This is a genomic window from Bacillus sp. JJ1533 (assembly GCF_036965045.1).
GTDB lineage: Bacteria > Bacillota > Bacilli > Bacillales > Bacillaceae_L > Ferdinandcohnia.
The window spans coordinates 100549-118537 of record NZ_JBALOV010000018.1; the positions used below are offsets into that span (position 1 = coordinate 100549).

Genomic DNA, 17989 nt, shown 5'->3' on the forward strand with positions numbered 1-17989 from the left:
ATTACCTAACATTGGTCCAAAATCTGGATCCTGAGGGTCTTGATCACCCATCATATTATATCCACTCATTGTTTGACCACAGGTACAGCCAGGTCCGTGTGGCCCATGAGGAACCATTATAGTTTGTGTTATTCCAGGCTGCCCTCCATACATATTCGGATTCAAAGCATAAGGATTTTGGTAATTTTTCATAGAATCCACCTCTCTATTGTATTCATTCAGTTTAAAAAGGTAGTAACTGATGCAAGTTAACGTTAGCTACTACTTATAAAAGCCTACTAGACATATTCCCCATATCATATGCCTACAGGCGCATTGTGTGTAGAATCGCAGTATAAATGGGTGTTTGCCTTGTTTCTCATTCTGTGAACTACTATAATTTACAAAGAGGTGTTTACTATGAATGAACAATTTGTAAATGAAATTTTAAATAAGCTAAGAGATGGAGAACTTAGTGAGTATTTAGTGAAAAATGATCAATTTTTAGAGTTTCGAAATACATTGGTCAAGAGGGAAGATTTTAAGCATTTTCGCGGGATTGCTTTGCATGGCGGAGATGTGATGTACACATATGTGGAGGTCGCGAGAAGTTAATGTGACAAAAGTCACAGTACAAAGGTTGACAAGCGACATGAAAATTTAGTAAAATTATCTTGAATTCAAGATAATGAAAAGGGTGGAAAATATGGAAGCAAATGAAGCAATCAATGTTCCTAATCTCTCCTTAAAATTTTTTGTCATACTATCTCGAGCATTCCGTTCTGTGAATGAGCGGGTTGAAGAGGATGTAAAAGGATACGGATTAAACTTAACTGAATTTGCCGTCTTAGAACTGCTTTATCATAAAGGGGACCAACCAATTCAACATATTGGTAAAAAGGTCTTATTGTCTAGTGGAAGCATCACCTATGTTGTGGATAAATTAGAAAAAAAGAATTTCCTTGTCAGAAATCCTTGTCCAAAAGACCGACGTGTAACATGGGCGTCGATTACGGATGAAGGCAAGCAATTCATGGATACTATTTTTCCGAAGCATCAGGAGGCCATTGAAGAAATTGTCGGGGGATTAACTGACTCTGAAAAAGAAGAAATGATGGTTCTCTTGAAAAAGTTAGGTTTTCATGCTGAAAAACATAAATAACAGTGAAATGTATATTACTTGACCTCCCTTTTATAAAAATACTATACTTTCAAGACATAGAAGAGAGAATTCTTTAATAGTGGCAGTAGAAAGGGAGAATAATGATGGTAGTTAAAAAAAAGGCGAAGGACCTTCTTTTAAATAAAATGAAATTGATCCAAAAGCACGATGAACAGGATATCTGCTTAGTTGGACCTATTACATTGCCTGTTCAGTTAGATGATAAAGTCGTAACATTTAAATGGTACACTTGGTTAAAAATAGAGGATGAAATGAACACAGAGGATGTGCTTGACTCACTAACCAAAATGAATTTAGCAGCCATGCAGCAATCATCTGTACTTGTGTATGGAGATTTTGATACTGAAAATGATGCGCTTATAAGAATGCATAGCATCTGTCATACTGGAGACATTTTCGGAAGCAAGCGCTGTGATTGTGGGTTCCAATTGCGTGAATCGATGAGAATGATCGTTTCAAATGGCTGTGGTGCACTCTTTTATTTAGCCGATCATGAAGGAAGAGGGATTGGGTTATTTTCAAAATCACTTGCCTATATCCTTCAGCAGGAAGGCTTTGATACGGTAGAGGCGAATCTTGCATTAGGCTTTAAAGACGATAGCCGCAATTATGAAGATGCCATTCGCGTGCTCTCTGAGTTACGCGAGAAGCCAGTTACGCTAATTACAAATAATCCAAAAAAATTAGCTGCCTTACAAGATTATGGACTTTTATCAGACACACATATCCCACTCTGGGGGGATATCTCTGAATATAATGAAAAGTATTTAGCAACAAAAGTCGAAAAATCAGGGCACATCCCGGTAAAAGAAAAAATGATCACAATCTAATAGTGGCAATAAAAGGTAAGCCTTATGTCGAGGGCTTACTTTTTTTATGCAAATAGTAGTATTATCTTTGTTTTTTGTAAAAAAATAGAGGAGAATCACATAGTCTTGTATTATTTATATAGTAGAGTCTTGTTGAAATGGGGGAAACATTTGTGGAAAGCTATGAGGCGCTTATAAAAAGGCAGCGTGAGTTCTTTTCGACAGGAAAAACAAAGGAAATCACTTTTCGGGTCGATACGCTTAAAACACTTCGAAACTTAATTAAAACGCATGAAAAAGATATTTCGGATGCTTTACATACAGATTTAAATAAATCAGAATTTGAATCGTACACAACCGAGATTGGGTTTGTATTAGAGGAACTGCACTACACCTTGAAACATATAGAAAGTTGGGCAAAGCCACGAAGGGTAAAAACAAGTATAGCAGGCTTTGGCAGTAAAAATTATATATATCCTGAACCATATGGGGTTGTGCTGATTATATCTCCTTGGAATTATCCGTTCCAACTTGCCTTCGCGCCGTTGATTGGAGCTATCGCCGCTGGGAACTGTGCGATTTTAAAGCCTTCGGAATTAACACCACGAACTTCAGAATTGCTGTCAAAGCTAATTCGTGAAAATTTCCAAGAGGAATACATCGCAGTAATTGAGGGAGGAGTTGAAACAAGTACAGCCCTTTTAGAAGAAAAGACAGATTATATCTTTTTCACAGGTAGTGTTGCGGTTGGAAAGGTAATTATGGAGGCTGCAGCAAAGCACTTAACACCTGTTACCCTTGAACTCGGAGGGAAAAGTCCTTGTATCGTCCATAAGGATGCGAATCTTCAGTATGCAGCAAAGCGAATTGCGTGGGGAAAGTTTACGAATGCAGGGCAAACCTGTGTGGCCCCAGATTATGTATATGTCCATCATGAGGTAAAGGATGAATTTTTGAAGTTGTTAACAGAGGCCATCCATCAATTATATGGGGATGCACTTAGCGAGAATAGTACGTTTACTAAAATCGTAAGTGATCGCCATTTTCAGCGCCTAAAAACGTTTATATACAATAGTGGAACAATTGCGTATGGCGGGGAATCAGATGCCCAGAAGCAGCTGATTGCACCAACGGTCCTGTCGAATATTTCATGGGAGGACCCAATCATGGAGGATGAAATATTTGGACCGATTTTACCTGTGCTGGAATATGAAGACATTTTACAAATGATTGATGAAATTAATAAGCTTCCAAAACCTCTTGCTTTATATATCTTCTCAGAAATTGAACGCGTACAAAACAAAGTTATCGAGTCGATTTCCTTCGGTGGTGGCTGTGTGAATGACACAGTTTATCATTTTGTGACCCCACACCTGCCATTTGGTGGTGTTGGTGAAAGTGGCATCGGTGCTTATCATGGGAAGGGAAGTTTTGATGTGTTTTCTCATGAAAAAGGAATCATGAAACAAACCACAAAATTTGATTTGCCATTCCGTTATCCCACGACAAAGAATGGGTTAAAGTGGATTAAAATGATTATGAAATAGCCGTAAAAGTATCCAAATGTTTATTACATAGTTGAGATGTTTGTAAAATGGAACCCGTATTTTTCCCTGTTGTCCAATATTTAGGTAAAATTTTGACCTGGATTATTTTTCCAAGTATTTTTTCAGGCAAAGTGTCCCATAGGTTCTCGTATTCTGCCATTTATTGGACAATGAATCGAAATATTACAGCTGTTACCCTTCTAGTAGAGGCAAAAACGACAACTACTAGGAGGAATTTAATTATGAAAAACCTTAAAAAGATAGGATTTGCAACTGCGGTAATATTCTCAATACTAGCATCAAGTGTGAGTGCATCGGCAGCAACTCATACTGTAAAATCCGGAGATACATTTTGGAATCTTGGCATGAAATATGGTGTATCGGTATTAAAGCTAAAGGAAGTTAATAACCGAACTAGTGATATAATCCATCCAGGAGAACAGCTTGAAATACCTGAATCAGTATCAGCACAAGATAAAGAATTACTTGCTCGAATCGTACATGCGGAGAGCAAAGGCGAGCCGTATGCGGGTAAAGTTGCCGTGGCTACAGTAGTGTTAAACCGTGTTGATTCACCTGAATTCCCTGATACTATTAAAGATGTGATTTACGAAAAGACACCAGGTGGTTCATATGCATTTAGCCCAGTGGCAGATGGTTCAATCAATCAACCAGCTGATGAAGAATCAAAGCGTGCAGTAGATGAAGCCATTACGTTCCGTGGACAAGGGAATGGATCATTATTTTTCTTCAATCCGGATAAGTCATCGCACCCATTCATGATGTCAAGAGAAGTAACAACGGTTATTGGGAATCACCGATTTGCAAAATAAAACGATTCAAAACACCCATATCAAAGTGGGTGTTTTTTCATATCTCCTTCATATAGTGAATATTATAGGGAAATATTGAGGGGAGGAGTGAAAGGTATGACAGTAAAGGTGCTACTTTTTGGAGATCCGGGAATTGATGATTCAATTGCGATTATGTATGGATTGCTAAATCCTAAAATTGAAATTGTCGGAATCGTACCTAGCTACGGGAATGTTAAACAAGAACAAGCTGTTCAAAATGTGGCCTATTTATTATCCCTTGCTGGAAAAAGAGATATTCCGATTATAGCGGGGGCGAAAGGGCCACTGTCTGGAGAATTCACCCCTTATTATCCTGAAATTCATGGTGAAGAAGGGCTTGGTCCAATTCGTCCGCCTGATACATTACAAACAGCAGAGTTATTAAACTTCGATGAAATTTTTACGATTATTAATCGATATGAAAATGAAATTTATATTGTTGATGTTGGAAGGTCAACCTCTCTTGCTATTGCCTTTCTCCTTGGCGGAGAGGTAATGAATAAGGTGAAAGGAATTTATATCATGGGAGGGGCCTTTTTTGTGCCTGGTAATGCAACTGCTGAAGCTGAAGCTAATTTTCATGGAGATCCAATCGCTGCAAACCTTATCTGTGAGCGTGCACGAAACCTTGCAATTCACCCATTAAATATAACAATCCAAGCCTTATTGACTTCCGACATTGTCGATACGATTGTCCAAAAGGGTACCCGCAACCCGTACCGCCATTTAATTCGCCCTATTTTTGATTATTATTATAAGTTCTATAAAAAAAGCATGCCAGGCATTAAAGGGACACCACTACACGATGTTGTTGCCTTAAGTGCCATTGTGAATCCAACGATAGTGCAATATGCACTTCGCAGGGTAAAAGTAGAAATGTTTGGAATTTTAAAGGGAGTAAGTGTTGCTGATTTTCGTGGTAATCCGGATGAGGAACCACCCGAAACATTAGACCGTATTGGATTGCGCTTTGATTATGAAAACTTCATTGCTGAATTTATTCAGGTGATGACGATGGGAGATGTAGATAGGTAGGAGTATGTAGTTCCTTCGGGGGGCGAAACGATTATTGAAAGGAAAATAGTGCATTGGTAGTACGGAATATTTACAATTTTCGGAAAATATACCCAAGCTTTCTTCTCCACATTTGGCATATAATGTGAATAAGGAAGCTTCTTTATTTGCCTAAGGTCAAGCATTACAAAATCTGGACTTTAGGGGGTGATGACATGTTGTTACATCTCTTGCTAGCAATCTTTATTGGTGGCTCTATGGGGTTGTTGGGACATGCTAAAAAACTGGGGAAAATCGAAAAACCTCGTGTGACAAAACGCTTCATCTACCTCGGCTTTTTAGAAGAAATGTTGATCGGAACCGTTGCGGCAGTATTAGTAGTAGCTTCGAGTGACACAGAATCGATTTTTCGAGTAGTGTTCCTCTCTATTTTAGCAGGTTACGGGGGAGACAGGATTATGCAGAGAGTTGATTTAGTCAGACAAGTTGGACGACGCAATGAATTGCCAACGGAAACAAAACAAGAACAGGAGAGCAAAGAGAAGAATGATGCAATTTGATTCAAAACAAGAAAAAGAAGAAAAACGCAATGTATTCTAATTGACCCTTTTGACAGGAAATCTGTGGAAAGGGTTATTTTTATATTATTCTAAAGTAAACTCCATGGCGTAAACAAATTAGCCAATAGTAGAGATGTTTCTATGAAAATGGTATAATCAGTAGCAATGATATGAAATGGAGGATTCACACTACATGATTACAGTTACTAATGTCAGTTTGCGTTATGGTGATCGCAAGCTTTTTGAAGATGTTAATATAAAGTTTACACCCGGAAATTGCTATGGCTTGATTGGTGCTAATGGTGCCGGAAAGTCTACTTTCTTAAAAATTCTTTCTGGTGAGATTGAGCCACAAACTGGTGATATTCATATGACACCAGGTGAACGCCTTGCCATTCTAAAACAAAACCACTTCGAATATGAAGAGCATGAAGTACTTAAAGTCGTTATCATGGGACATTCCCGTCTCTACGAAGTGATGCAAGAGAAAGATGCTATTTATATGAAGCCAGATTTCACTGATGAGGACGGCATGCGAGCAGCTGAACTTGAAGGCGAATTTGCGGAGTTAAATGGTTGGGAAGCAGAATCTGAAGCAGCCATCCTTTTAAAAGGATTAGGAATTTCAGAGGAACTTCACTCAAAAAAAATGGAAGACTTAACAGGATCTGAAAAAGTAAAAGTATTACTTGCACAGGCACTGTTTGGAAAGCCTGATGTTCTATTACTTGACGAGCCTACCAACAACTTGGATTTAAAAGCAATTCAGTGGTTAGAGGAATTTTTAATTAACTTTGAAAATACCGTCATTGTCGTATCCCATGACCGTCATTTCTTGAATAAAGTATGTACGCATATGGCCGACCTGGATTATGGAAAAATTCAAATCTATGTTGGAAACTATGATTTCTGGTATGAATCAAGCCAGCTCGCATCAAGAATGGCATCGGATGCAAACCGCAAAAAAGAAGAAAAAATTAAAGAACTTCAAGCGTTTATTGCGCGCTTTAGTGCGAATGCATCAAAATCTAAACAAGCAACATCTCGTAAAAAATTATTAGATAAAATTTCACTAGATGATATCAAGCCGTCCTCACGTCGTTATCCATTTGTTGGATTTACACCAGAGCGTGAAATTGGAAATGATTTATTACGTGTTGAAGGTTTAACTAAAACAATCGATGGCGTGAAGGTCCTTGACAATGTAAGCTTTATTATGAATAAAGGCGACAAGGTAGCGTTTGTGGGCAAAAGTGAAATTGCAATCACGACATTATTTAAAATTTTAATGGGTGAAATGGAAGCGGATAGTGGTACCTTTAAATGGGGTATTACCACATCACAAGCCTATTTCCCTAAGGACAATACGAAGTATTTTGAAGGAAATGAGCCAACATTAGTAGACTGGCTTCGTCAGTTCTCCCCTAATGATCAAAGTGAAAGCTTCCTGCGAGGGTTCTTAGGAAGAATGCTTTTCTCCGGAGAAGAAGTATTAAAAAAACCTAGCGTTCTTTCTGGAGGAGAAAAAGTACGCTGCATGCTATCAAAAATGATGCTAAGTGGCTCAAACGTGCTATTGCTGGATGATCCAACAAACCACTTAGACCTTGAGTCAATTACCGCTTTAAACAATGGCTTAATTGCATTTAAAGGATCCATTTTATTTACTTCACATGACCATCAGTTTGTTCAAACAATTGCAAACCGTATTATCGAAATTACACCAAATGGTCTTGTTGATAAGCAAATGACATATGACGAATACCTAGAAAATGCTGAACTTCAGAAACAAGTAGAAGCAATGTATGCATAATATGTAAAAAAAAGCCGTCTTCCAAAATAATGGAGACGGCTTTTTACACTTCTCCGGAAATATTTGAATCGCTTCCATCCTTATCATTTGTATTAAATATGCTCACACCACTATTATTTGTAATATAGACACCTGTATTAAGCGATCCTGAACCAGCAAACGTTTTTCCTGTCGATGAAGGCGAAACATTATACGAGTTACCAGCAATAATGGTTCCCTCATTCCGGTTAATCTCTATTGGCCCTAAAAAAATTGACGTCATATGCTTTGTACCACCTTTATAATCTTCATAGTACTAGCATATGGCTCCTATGGAAAAGTGAAAGGTACAAACCCCTAAAAAAACAAAAATGATAAGCCTTGATGGCTTATCACTTACCTAATAAAGCTAAAATTCCTTTGAAAATAAGGACAAATGAAAAGACGATGATTGTAACAGCACCAACTAAGTTGAACACGGAGTGCAAGCTAACTAAAACAGTATCATATGCAGTTACTCGAATCAGTGCAAAACCTGCTAAAATACACGCAACAAATAAGAATATATATTTATCCAAGTGATTTCCCTCCTTTACTTCACTATATGTCCCACCAATGGGAAAGTGAGAAAATCAGAGATGTTTTAATCAATTTTTAATATTTGGGAATAAAACAGAAAAACGTGAATAGAATGGTTTTGTTGGAAAAATGCAACGAAAGCGGAGCTTGTAAAAAAGATAGGGTGGGAACAGATGGCATTAGTGAAAAATTGTATTATCGTGTTGTTGTTTGCGTTATTAGTGGTGGGAATGATTTTATTTGGGGTAAGGACGATTGAGGCGAAGGAAAAACCAACTGTGATGATGTCAACAGAGATAATAGATGACCAAAAAACCGTCCACTTTTAAAAAGGTGACGGTTTTTTTGTGTTCATCATACCAAAACAAAAGGAGGTCCCCGAAAGGACCTCCTGACGATATGGTTATTGTTGTGAACCATTTTGAAGCTGTTGCTGTGCCATTGCAACGAGGCGTTTCGTCATCTCGCCCCCAACGGAGCCATTAGCACGTGCGGTCGTATCTGCACCAAGCTGAACTCCAAACTCATTGGCGATTTCTTCTTTCATTTGATCGAGCGCATTTTCAGCACCTGGAACCAATAGTTTGTTTCTTGCCATGATACATCACTCCCGACAAAGTTTTTGAGTAACCAAATGATTACTCATTTTTAAGGTGTCACGTTTTTCAGAAATGATGCTTGGCAAATAGGACCAATCCTGCGTTTTGCAAGATAGGGAACAATTATGAAGAGTTAGGGCACAAAAGACACTATTCAGCATTCAAACTTCTTTCCTCAAGCTTCTCCATTTCAGCTTTCATCCATTGTGGATCCAATTTTTCTCCGATAAATACCAAAGTTGGCTTGTAATTCATAAGTTCCTTTAAGTAAATGGGCGTTCCATAGGAGTATTGGAACAAATATGTATGATTTGAATGGGTAAACTTTAAATAGCCTTTTATTCGGTAAATCGTGTCAGGCATATTTCTGAGCCAATCCTCGAACAAATCAAGGTCAAGTGGCTGTGCAAATGTATGTACATACGTTTTTAGCTTCAAATCCAGATGGACATGGGCCCGTTCATGTGGCTTGCGCTCTGGTTTTTTCATGGTACGAAGATCATCAATCTTTACTGCAGCGTACTTCGTCAGTAAGCATCTTGCATCCCTATTAATTGATTGGATTTCATATAGCATTTGTCCTTGTTCCATTTCTGACAACTGGTCAATTTTATTAAGTAATAGTACATCTGCATGACGAACTTGTTCGCGTAAGAGCATTTGAAGTTGAGCACTTAGTAAGTCTCTTTCCTTCCAACGATTTACATCAAGAAGCGTCACAATCGATTGGACGAATAATTGATCAGCAAAAAGCGGTGACATGCAGGCATCCAACACTTCAATCGGATGGGCAACACCAGTAGTCTCAATATAAATCGCATCAAGATCATGGTCCTGTAAAAGCCCTTGGAGATGAACCTCAAGCTGGCCTTGAATGGTACAGCAAACACAACCATTTAATAATTCTTTAAGAGGGGTATTCTCTGAAACTGCATTTGAATCAATCGAAACCTGGCCTAATTCGTTCATGACAACAGCTACTTTTCGACCTGCTTCTTTTTCCTGAGTAAGAATATTTTGCAACAAAGTGGTCTTCCCACTTCCTAAAAATCCAGATAAAATAAAAACCTCAACTTTTTCCATAAAAACGCCTCATTCTTTCATATGATTACTCTTATTATAACGAATAATGGCAAACAGGAAAGAAAACTGAACAAATGTCGGTTTGACAGTTTCTTCCCATGCACATATACTAGAACTAACAAAATTCGAAAGGAATGGTAAGGGGCAATGGACAATTAATCTTATTTTCGTACTTATTTTTCAATACCGAAAAATTTGTATCTAGAGAATAGGATTCGTCTGCCCATTTCCATGTCCGATGGTACATGAATTAGATGTACGTTTATTTGTGCTGGGAAAAATGTGTCCTCTCTAGATACGGTCTAGGGAGGTTTTTTATGACGATTTTAAAATTAAGCGGGACACACAAAAGCTATGGAGATAAGATCATTTTAAAGGATATTGAATTTGATGTCCAAAGGGGAGATCGAATCGGGATTGTCGGAAATAATGGAGCAGGGAAAACGACCTTAGCAAACATCTTAACGGGAAAAATAGAGATGGATCGGGGTCATTTGGAGATGCCGTCTGGACCGATTTCAATTGGCTATTTAAAACAGGCTGCTGAAGATACGCTTCGTGACCTTGAGGAAGCCACGGTTTCAGGAGATATTTTAGAGCAAACAAGTCTACTTGGGTTAACAAAAATTCAGACATGGGACCAACAGAGAGGGTCACACTTAAGCGGCGGGGAAAAATCCAAGTTATCATTAGCGAAGGTTTGGGCATCAAAACCAGACTTATTATTGCTTGATGAACCAACAAACCATCTTGATTTTAAAGGGGTAGAATGGCTCATTGAGGAAATGAAGGCTTTTCCTGGTGCTATTATTGTGATCTCGCATGACCGCTATTTTCTTGATAAAACAGTCACCAAAATGATTGAAATTGAGGACGGTAAGTCGTTCATTTACCATGGAAATTATACGGATTATTCTGAAGAAAAGGAACGACAATATAAAAGTCAACTCCATCGCTATGACATGCAGCAAAAACAAAAAGCCAAAATCGAAGACCAAATGAGCAATTTGCAAAATTGGTCAGACAAAGCGCATCGCCAATCGACAAAGCAGGAGGGCTTTAAGGAATTCTACCGCGTGAAGGCTAAGAAAATGGATCAACAAAAAAAGTCAAAAAGGAAGCGACTTGAAAGGGAACTCGAAAAAAACAAGGTTGAGAAGCCAAAGGAAAAGGAAGAACTCTACTTTCATTTTAAACAAAGCAAAAAGCGGGGTAAACGAATGATTGAGGTGAAAAATGGAGGGATGAGATTTGGTGAACGGACCTTGTTTCACAATAGCCATTTCTATCTGGCGTTTGGCGAACGGCTTGGTATTCTTGGTGAAAATGGCTGTGGGAAGACGACATTGCTGCGTGTACTAATGGGAGAATCTGAGCTTTCAACGGGGGAGCTTTGGAAAAGTGATTCCTTGAAAATTGGCTATCTGTCACAGGATGTGACAGATTTGGATGAGTCGAAGACAATCCTTGAATACCTTGCACTCACAGTAAAAGATGAGATTAATGAAGCAAGGACCATTTTCGCAAACATTGGGTTTAAAGCTGATAAAATCAATCAGCCCATTTCGGCCTTAAGTTTGGGTGAAAGAACAAGGATAAAGCTTGTTAAATTATTATTGGATGAGGTAGATATATTAATACTGGATGAACCAACAAACCATCTTGATCTTGCTAGTCGCCAGTCTCTTGAAAAAATGCTGCAGTCCTTTGAAGGGACGATTCTTACCGTTTCACACGATCACTATTTTCTTGAAAAAATGTGTTCCAAACTGTTGGTATTTGAAAACCATGTCATTAAACGAGTTGAAATGGGGCTATTGGAGTATCAGAATAAAGCTTGCCAAGAACCGGTTGTTGAACAAGATAGGGAAGAAGAAAAGCTTTTGGTCGAAAATGAGATTAATGCGATAATCGGTCAATTATCATTTTTAACAAAGACCGATCCTAAATATGAGGAGCTAGACAAAAAACTATTAGACTTAATGAAAAAGAAAAGAGAACTGTGAATCCACAAGAAAAGTTCAGTGCGTAATACACTGAACTTTTTCTAATTTGTATAGGAAATTAGAAAATTAATCGTTGTGGATAACTTTTAATGGGTGTATTCAAGTCCAGCTCCAGCGCCTAGCCAGTTTTCATCTAGAATATGCTTCTGCGAGTATCTTGCGAGAAGCTTCTGAACAAGCATAGCTTGTTCCTGCGAGGATTACGCAAGGAGGCCTTCCTTAGTGCTTTGAGCATCTCGAGGTCATAAGCCAATCTGTCAAGAAGGATAAAGTACATCCTTCTCGCCATCTTTTCTTATGCTTGTCGGACTTGCACATGGAAGTGCTGACATCGACGTTTGCCACAGGACGTGGCAGTAGTTAGTCGATGTTCCCTTTCAAGGCGCTTACGCTTTTATTCTTGCTCAGGCCCCTTTCTGGATAGGGGTATATGGGAGGTGACGCTTTTTCTGATAAACAAGAACGAAAATAAACAAGAGAATGCCCAAACCGCTAAGGAGAACATGTGGGTAGATGAGCAATAATCCACTTGTGATTAAAAGAATTCTGTCGATCGTGTTAGCTTTTGTTAGAAGCCTGCCGATAATACCAGCGCTTAATGAAACAACCCCGACTACGGCAGTAAAGAATGAAACCATGATTTCAAGCGGTGAACCGTCTAATAATAATGCAGGTTCTAATACAAACATAAATGGCACGATAAAGCCGACAATTCCTAGCCGAACGGCTTCAAGCCCGACTTGGTTTGGGTTACTATCGGCAATTCCAGCTGCAGCGTAGGCTGCGACAGCAACAGGTGGTGTAATCGCTGAAAAAATGGAGAAATAAACGATAAATAAATGCGCCGCCATTAAGGAAACACCTAACTCCATTAAGGCTGGAGCTGCTAACATGGCCGTTAAAATGTATGCCGCCGCTACTGGCATTCCCATTCCTAAAATGATACAAATGAGCATTGTTAGTATTAAAGTAGGAATAAGCATACCCTCTGTTAAGCCAAGTACCACACTCGTTAACTTTCCCCCGAGACCTGTTGACATGATACCTGAAATCACTAAACCTGCTGCTGCACATGCAGTTGTAACAGGGATAGACGATTTAGCACCATCAACCATCGCTTCGAAAATTTGTTTAATGCCCATTCGTGTTTCCCTACGAAACCAGCTCACGATGACAATTGCCAAGACACCATACAAACCAGTTCTTGATGCACTATAGCCATTTAAAAGAAATGCAAGTAAAACAACAAGTGGAATAAAGTAATACCAGCCTTGCTTTAACACATGCGAGATTTTAGGAATATCTTCTTTATTTGCTTTTGGTAAATCTAATCGTATCGCTTCAAAATGAACCATGGCAAGTAAGGAAAGATAGTATAGAATGCCCGGAATAATGGCTGCTATCACGATTGAAATATAGGGAATTTGTGTAATGGCTGCCATTAAAAAGGCAGACGATCCCATAATAGGCGGTAAGATGCTACCTCCTGTTGATGCAGCTGCCTCAACTGCTGCTGCAAACGAAGGCTTGTAACCAGAGCGTTTACTAACAGGGATGGTAAAAGAGCCTGTTGTCACGACATTAGCTGTCGGGCTTCCAGAAATCATCCCAAAAAACGCACTCGCTAAAACGGCGACCTTCGCGGCTCCACCACGTGTTCTTCCTGCCAAGGCGGTTGATAACTGGAAGAAAAACTCACCCGCACCTGCTTTTTGTAAAAAGGACCCAAACAATAAGAACATGTAGACAAAGGATGCCGCAACGGCAATGGGTGACCCCCAAAGCCCATTAAAGCTAAACGCTAAATCTTCGACTACCTCTGAGAACGAAAATTCCCGATGCCAAATGAGGCCTCCTAAATGGTGACCCCATAGTGCATAGCCAACACCAATAAGGACGATGATGACAATCGGCATTCCAATCGTCCTGCGGGCTGCTTCAATGCTTAAAATGACAAAAAGGAAGCCAACTACAATATCCATAGTAGAAAGAGGGTCAACAATCGGAATCCGTTCCGAAATTCGTACTGCATGGATGTTAAAATAGATTCCAGCACCTAATGCTAAAAAAGAACAGAAATAGTCTATAAATGTTGGAGCAACACTCGTTCCATTCTTTTTTGAAAAAGTATAATACATAAACGTTAATAGGAGAATCAGAGATAAATGTGTCGCCAATAGCTGGATTGGATCCAGCTTCCCCCAAATTACGGACCACACCTGAAATACAGATAGAATAAATGCGAAACAAATAAATACGTTAAAATGTGGTCCTGTTAAGTGACGCTTTTCACCTTCAGCGAAAGCTTTTGTTAGATTATGTTTAATGCCCATCGTTGGGAGCTCCCTTCTAGAATTCGTGAATGAGTCCTTTTTCTTTCAAAAATTTTTCCGCACCTGGATGAAGCGGGACCTTCCCAACCTTACTAAAGTTTTCGTCAGAGAGATTTTGAAATTCTTTATGAACAGTTCTTAAGTATTCAAAGTTTTCATAGATCGCTTTAGTTACGCGATACACTTCTTCTTCTGGAACATCCTTATGGACAATTAATATGGCCGGTGTATATACGGTACTCACATCTTGTTCTAGGAAATCATAGCTTCCTGCAGTAATTGTGCCTTGTTCCATTCCTAATTTTTCTGCCACAACTTGTAAGATACCTTGATCCATTGAAATAAACTTCATATCATTTGTTGTGGCGGCTTCTAAGATATCACTCGAAGGAACAGATACTGCATCTCCTGTCGTATCGATTCGATTATCTGCCATCAATTCAAAGGTTGTTGATCCACTTAGATGGTCAACAGACCCACCCCAAGAAGCGATATCTTGATAGGTGACACCGTACTCTTTTAAAATCGCTCGTGTGATACGTTCACCTGCGGAACCTCGTTGGTCAACAGCAAGTCGGATCGGAATTTTCTTTTCAATCACTTCATCTAGTGAATTAAATTCTACATCTCCACGTGCAATCAGTTGATAAAAGTTAGCAGGGATGACGACGCTGATTGCCCGGATATCTGGATAGGCTTCTTTATAGGGCTCTGCTCCACTAAATGCCGCATATGCTGTCATGGCATATGAGATCCCATAGGGAACAGTGTTGGTCCCGACACTCGCAGGGTTTTCGACAATTCCTCCAGGTTCTACTGTGATAAGTGAACCTTGATTATCGCGACGAATGGATTCTGCAATTCCTTCTGTAAATACGGACCAAGCACCACCTGTTCGTCCACCGATCATAGTTGTTCGAATATCGTCAGAAGAGCCAACAGAAACCGCGCCAACCTTATTCATGCAACCTGCTAGTAGTAGAGTACACACTAATAAAATGAAGGACATAGTCCAATTTCTTTGAGACATCTTTTTTTCCCCCCAATTCGATTGGCGAATTTCCATGATCATCTATTAAAGATTTCATTCGGTTATAGATTTTTTTTGTTTCCTTCTTTAACCTGTAGGCTAATATCAAGAGCTTTAACGGAATGGGTTAAAAATCCTAATGAAATATACTGGACACCTGTTCCTGAATAGGTTGCTAAATTATCCAAGGTAATGCCTCCAGAGGCTTCGGTGATTATGCCCTTTGGTACTAACTGTACAAATTCTTTTACCTCTTCTGGGCTGCGATTATCAAACATAATGACATCCGCTCCAGCTTTTACGGCTTCTACTATTTCCTCAGCGCTTTCCGTTTCAACCTCAATTTTCACCATATGGCCAATTTTTTCACGTACGGCTTGAACGGCTTTTGTAATCGAACCACAATAGGCAATATGATTATCTTTAATCATGACACCATCATACAAACCAAATCGATGGTTCTTGCCACCGCCGGATACGACTGCATATTTATCAAGCATCCGCAGGCCCGGAATCGTTTTTCGAGTGTCGCAAACATGGATGGAAGGGTCGTTTAAAGCTTCCACACATTTATTCGTAATCGTTGCAATTCCACTCATTCTTTGCAGAAGATTTAGAATGACTCTTTCACCAGTAAGGAGATGGGCAGTTGGACCACTAACAGTCGCAATTGTATCTCCGGCTGTAACACGATCTCCGTCTAAAAAGCGTTGTTCGACTTTGATTGAGGGATCCAACAAATGATACGCTTCTTCAATTATGGATAATCCAGATATAATTCCATTTTCTTTCGCGATGAACACACCTTGACTTGTTTTTTCAAGCGGAAAAATCGATTGACTAGTGATATCTTGTTCACCAATATCTTCAAGTAAAAATTCTTGTAGCATCTTTCGTAATTTTAATAGATTCATAGTTTGCCTCCTCGAAATTATAAGTTTGATAATAATTTCACATACTTAGGTAGATGAATATGCTGAAAATCTTCAGTTTGAACAGATGATATTACAACTGTCTTGTCATCTATATTTACATATTACCAATCGAATATCAATAGTATCAAATATAAAATTTTTGGTTAATTTTGCATCGTGACAAGGGGAGGGAATCAAAAAAGGCACCATCAGAGCTAAGCCCTGCTGGTGCCTTGCATATTTGTCTAGTTCTAGGCTAACTTTGATTTTTGCTCCAAGTCAATCGCTTCTAGATGGTTGTGCTTGTCGTTGATCTTGTTAAAAAGCCCAGTTTCCGTTGCGGAAGACAGGTTCAACTGTGCCATCTACCGTGATGCCGTCGATATCCATTTCGCCTGACCCGACCATGAAATCGACATGTGTGATGCTTGAGTTTGCTCCTTTTCTCACTAACTCATCACGTGACATCGTTTTACCGCCTTCAATACAGAAAGCATATGCATTTCCAATAGCAAAGTGATTGGATGCATTTTCATCAAACAGCGTATTGTAAAAAAGAATTTTAGATTGTGAAATAGGTGAGTTATGTGGAACAAGTGCCACTTCACCTAAATAATGGCTACCTTCATCTATTTCCACAAGACGTTTTAACGTCTCTTCACCTGTTTCAGCCTTCACATCGATAATTCTTCCATTTTCAAAGGTTAATGTAAATTGATCGATCAGGCTTCCACCGTAATTAAGTGGCTTTGTGCTACTGATGAAACCATTTACACCGTCTTTTTTAGGAACTGTAAACACCTCTTCAGTCGGCATATTGGCAACGAACTCAATGTTTTGCTCATTTTTTCCACCGCCGCCAATCCATACATGGTTTTCAGGAAGTTCGACCACCAAGTCAGTTCCAGGTGCTTTATAATGTAATTTTTGATATTTTTTCTTGTTTAAGTACTCAACCTTCGCATGTAGAGTTGCGTTATGTACCTTCCACGCTTGAACCGGGTCTTCCACATTAACACGTACCGCATGGAAAATGGCATCCCATAATTTATCAACCTGCTCTTTGGCAGATAGGTCTGGGAATACTTTCTCAGCCCAGCTTTCTGAAGGTACAGCGATGACAGACCAGCTGATTTTATCAGCCTGAGAATAATTTCGGTACTTTTCCAACGCTTGTCCTGCTGTTTTATTAGCATTGGCAATTCGCTCAGGATTAACGCCTTTTAATAGATCTGGGTTAGACGAAATGATGGATAAAAAGGCAGCTCCATTTTCCGCAAGTTCTTCCATTCCTTTTGCCTTCCACATGGGATAGTCAAGAAACGCTTCGTCTGGTGCAAGGTCAAAGCGCGTGCGTGTAATCTCGTCATCACTCCACTCAACGTAAACATTTCTAGCACCAGCCTCATAGGCTTTTTTTACAACTTTTCTTACATACTCAACTGCTGAAATGGGTGCATTTATAAGAAGGTTTTGTCCATTTTGAACATTGACACCAACCCGAACGGCTAAATCAGCATATTTTTCAAGCGTTTGTTCGAACTTAGACATATGTAATCTCCTTTTATTGTGCTATACATAGCACGAATGTAAGTACTTCCATTCTAGTGTAACAGAATCTCTTCGATGGGCGAAATACCTTTTTTTAAAAAATAGGCAGATGTACATTGACTTGTAAGTGATTGTGATTTAATGTATTAAGTGTAC

Annotated in this window: 19 protein-coding genes; 10 read left to right on the forward strand and 9 right to left on the reverse strand. The window is 39.1% G+C overall.

The features are described from left to right. A partial coding sequence (locus tag V7138_RS09345; RefSeq protein WP_335396323.1) for a hypothetical protein occupies nt 1-192 on the reverse strand: 192 nt, incomplete at its 3' end. A gap of 207 nt (nt 193-399) precedes the next feature. Here V7138_RS09345 and V7138_RS09350 point away from each other — a divergent pair. The 8 genes from V7138_RS09350 to V7138_RS09385 all read left to right on the forward strand — a co-directional run bounded on the left by V7138_RS09350 (nt 400) and on the right by V7138_RS09385 (nt 7759). Continuing rightward, a complete protein-coding gene (locus tag V7138_RS09350; protein ID WP_335396324.1) occupies nt 400-594 on the forward strand; it encodes a hypothetical protein in 195 nt (64 codons plus the stop codon). Nucleotides 595-685: 91 nt separating this feature from the next. Further along, nucleotides 686-1141, forward strand: a complete 456-nt coding sequence (locus V7138_RS09355; protein ID WP_335396326.1) for a MarR family winged helix-turn-helix transcriptional regulator — start codon at nt 686-688, stop codon at nt 1139-1141. A 104-nt stretch (nt 1142-1245) separates the two neighbouring features. Then, complete coding sequence (locus V7138_RS09360; RefSeq protein WP_335396327.1) at nt 1246-1992, forward strand: GTP cyclohydrolase II; 747 nt, start codon at nt 1246-1248, stop codon at nt 1990-1992. Nucleotides 1993-2144: 152 nt separating this feature from the next. Then, nucleotides 2145-3518 (forward strand): aldehyde dehydrogenase, encoded by a 1374-nt coding sequence (locus V7138_RS09365; protein WP_335396329.1) that lies wholly within the window; start codon nt 2145-2147, stop codon nt 3516-3518. A 242-nt stretch (nt 3519-3760) separates the two neighbouring features. Further along, nucleotides 3761-4351: a cell wall hydrolase gene (locus V7138_RS09370; RefSeq protein ID WP_335396331.1), complete on the forward strand. Its 591-nt coding sequence runs from the start codon at nt 3761-3763 to the stop codon at nt 4349-4351. 96 nt (nt 4352-4447) lie between these two features. Beyond that, entirely contained in the window at nt 4448-5407 is a 960-nt protein-coding gene (locus tag V7138_RS09375) for a nucleoside hydrolase (protein ID WP_335396333.1), read from the forward strand. A gap of 194 nt (nt 5408-5601) precedes the next feature. Further along, a complete protein-coding gene (locus V7138_RS09380; RefSeq protein ID WP_335396334.1) occupies nt 5602-5946 on the forward strand; it encodes a DUF4257 domain-containing protein in 345 nt (114 codons plus the stop codon). Nucleotides 5947-6139: 193 nt separating this feature from the next. After that, on the forward strand, nt 6140-7759 hold the full coding sequence (locus tag V7138_RS09385) for an ABC-F family ATP-binding cassette domain-containing protein (protein ID WP_335396336.1): 1620 nt from the start codon (nt 6140-6142) through the stop codon (nt 7757-7759). 43 nt (nt 7760-7802) lie between these two features. On the opposite strand, the gene V7138_RS09390 is transcribed toward V7138_RS09385, so the two are convergent. Further along, nucleotides 7803-8021, reverse strand: coding sequence for a spore germination protein (locus V7138_RS09390; RefSeq protein ID WP_335396338.1), 219 nt, complete (start codon nt 8019-8021; stop codon nt 7803-7805). 109 nt (nt 8022-8130) lie between these two features. Next, nucleotides 8131-8316, reverse strand: a complete 186-nt coding sequence (locus V7138_RS09395) for a hypothetical protein (protein WP_335396339.1) — start codon at nt 8314-8316, stop codon at nt 8131-8133. A 174-nt stretch (nt 8317-8490) separates the two neighbouring features. Between V7138_RS09395 and V7138_RS09400 the strand changes: the two genes are divergently transcribed. After that, nucleotides 8491-8646 carry a hypothetical protein gene (locus V7138_RS09400; RefSeq protein ID WP_335396340.1) on the forward strand — a complete coding sequence of 52 codons (156 nt, stop codon included), beginning with the start codon at nt 8491-8493 and terminating at the stop codon, nt 8644-8646. A gap of 74 nt (nt 8647-8720) precedes the next feature. Here V7138_RS09400 and V7138_RS09405 read toward each other — a convergent pair whose 3' ends face one another. Both V7138_RS09405 and V7138_RS09410 read right to left on the reverse strand, forming a co-directional pair. Further along, on the reverse strand, nt 8721-8915 hold the full coding sequence (locus V7138_RS09405) for an alpha/beta-type small acid-soluble spore protein (RefSeq protein WP_335396341.1): 195 nt from the start codon (nt 8913-8915) through the stop codon (nt 8721-8723). 151 nt (nt 8916-9066) lie between these two features. Beyond that, entirely contained in the window at nt 9067-9999 is a 933-nt protein-coding gene (locus V7138_RS09410; RefSeq protein ID WP_335396343.1) for a CobW family GTP-binding protein, read from the reverse strand. 317 nt (nt 10000-10316) lie between these two features. On the opposite strand from V7138_RS09410, the gene abc-f reads away from it, so the two are divergent. Further along, nucleotides 10317-12005, forward strand: a complete 1689-nt coding sequence (abc-f, locus tag V7138_RS09415) for a ribosomal protection-like ABC-F family protein (RefSeq protein ID WP_335396344.1) — start codon at nt 10317-10319, stop codon at nt 12003-12005. A 404-nt stretch (nt 12006-12409) separates the two neighbouring features. Here the strand turns inward: abc-f and V7138_RS09420 are convergent, their stop codons facing one another. From V7138_RS09420 to V7138_RS09435, 4 genes are all read right to left on the reverse strand, one after another. Beyond that, the gene (locus tag V7138_RS09420; protein ID WP_335396346.1) at nt 12410-14338 is read right to left on the reverse strand and encodes a TRAP transporter permease; all 1929 of its coding nucleotides are present in this window, start codon (nt 14336-14338) and stop codon (nt 12410-12412) included. A gap of 16 nt (nt 14339-14354) precedes the next feature. After that, nucleotides 14355-15368 (reverse strand): TAXI family TRAP transporter solute-binding subunit, encoded by a 1014-nt coding sequence (locus tag V7138_RS09425; protein WP_335396348.1) that lies wholly within the window; start codon nt 15366-15368, stop codon nt 14355-14357. Between the two features lie 62 nt (nt 15369-15430). Beyond that, nucleotides 15431-16282 carry a carboxylating nicotinate-nucleotide diphosphorylase gene (gene nadC / locus V7138_RS09430; protein WP_335396351.1) on the reverse strand — a complete coding sequence of 284 codons (852 nt, stop codon included), beginning with the start codon at nt 16280-16282 and terminating at the stop codon, nt 15431-15433. A 318-nt stretch (nt 16283-16600) separates the two neighbouring features. Then, on the reverse strand, nt 16601-17833 hold the full coding sequence (locus tag V7138_RS09435) for an aminopeptidase (protein WP_335396353.1): 1233 nt from the start codon (nt 17831-17833) through the stop codon (nt 16601-16603). Nucleotides 17834-17989 lie beyond the last annotated feature (156 nt).